At 35.5% G+C, this 698-nt stretch carries 1 protein-coding gene; it reads right to left on the minus strand.

Annotation, left to right across the window (positions count from 1 at the left end; translation table 11 throughout):
• Nucleotides 1–698, minus strand: a 698-nt coding sequence (locus AC1DTM_RS30195) for a phosphatidylglycerol lysyltransferase domain-containing protein (RefSeq protein WP_477001674.1), incomplete at both ends; no start/stop codon positions are given.

The following is a 698-nucleotide window of genomic DNA, read 5'->3' on the forward strand; positions in this document are numbered from 1 at the left end:
CGCCAAGTTTAAAGAAGTTGTAGCCGAAATCGTGGTATAAGCTCATCCATTTGCTTTCAATTTGATAGAATACGCAAATATACCCAAATCGATCAGCTTCAGCTAAAAATTCTTGTAACACAGTGCGGTAGGAGGATGGATCACCAATTGGATCACCTAGTACAACAAGACGTTTTCCAGTAATTGAAAAGAGAAGAAGTGCTTTTCCGTCACTACTGAAGAAGAACTGTTTATCTCCTAAAAAACCTAAATGACTAAGTACGTTCCCACCATGTTCATCTAAGAAGTTTTCTAACCTTTTATCATTTGCTGGTTGCCCGGGAAATTGACTACGGTAACGATTGGCAATTAGTGAACCGATAAGTAAAAAAGTAGGAACGAAAAAGGCTGCTGCTAATGCACTTCGTTTAACTTGTGTAATATTTCGAACGACAAAATCAGGTTGGAACGCTTCTTTTGCACCCGCAAATAAAATACCTAAGTTTTTATATAAATATAACGTAAGTAATAAGAAGATAAACACTTTTACGATGTCAGAAAGAGAGACTTCCATTTTCTCGCGTACAAATCTTTTACGAAGCATATACAACACAGCAAGTACGATTAATAAAATAAAGGTTTCTTCAATATCAATTCCTTTTAGGGTATTAAAAATTGCTGCTCCAATTAAAGAAACAATCGTCATATAGTAAGAACGC

This window comes from Bacillus sp. P4_D3 (genome assembly GCF_056401855.1).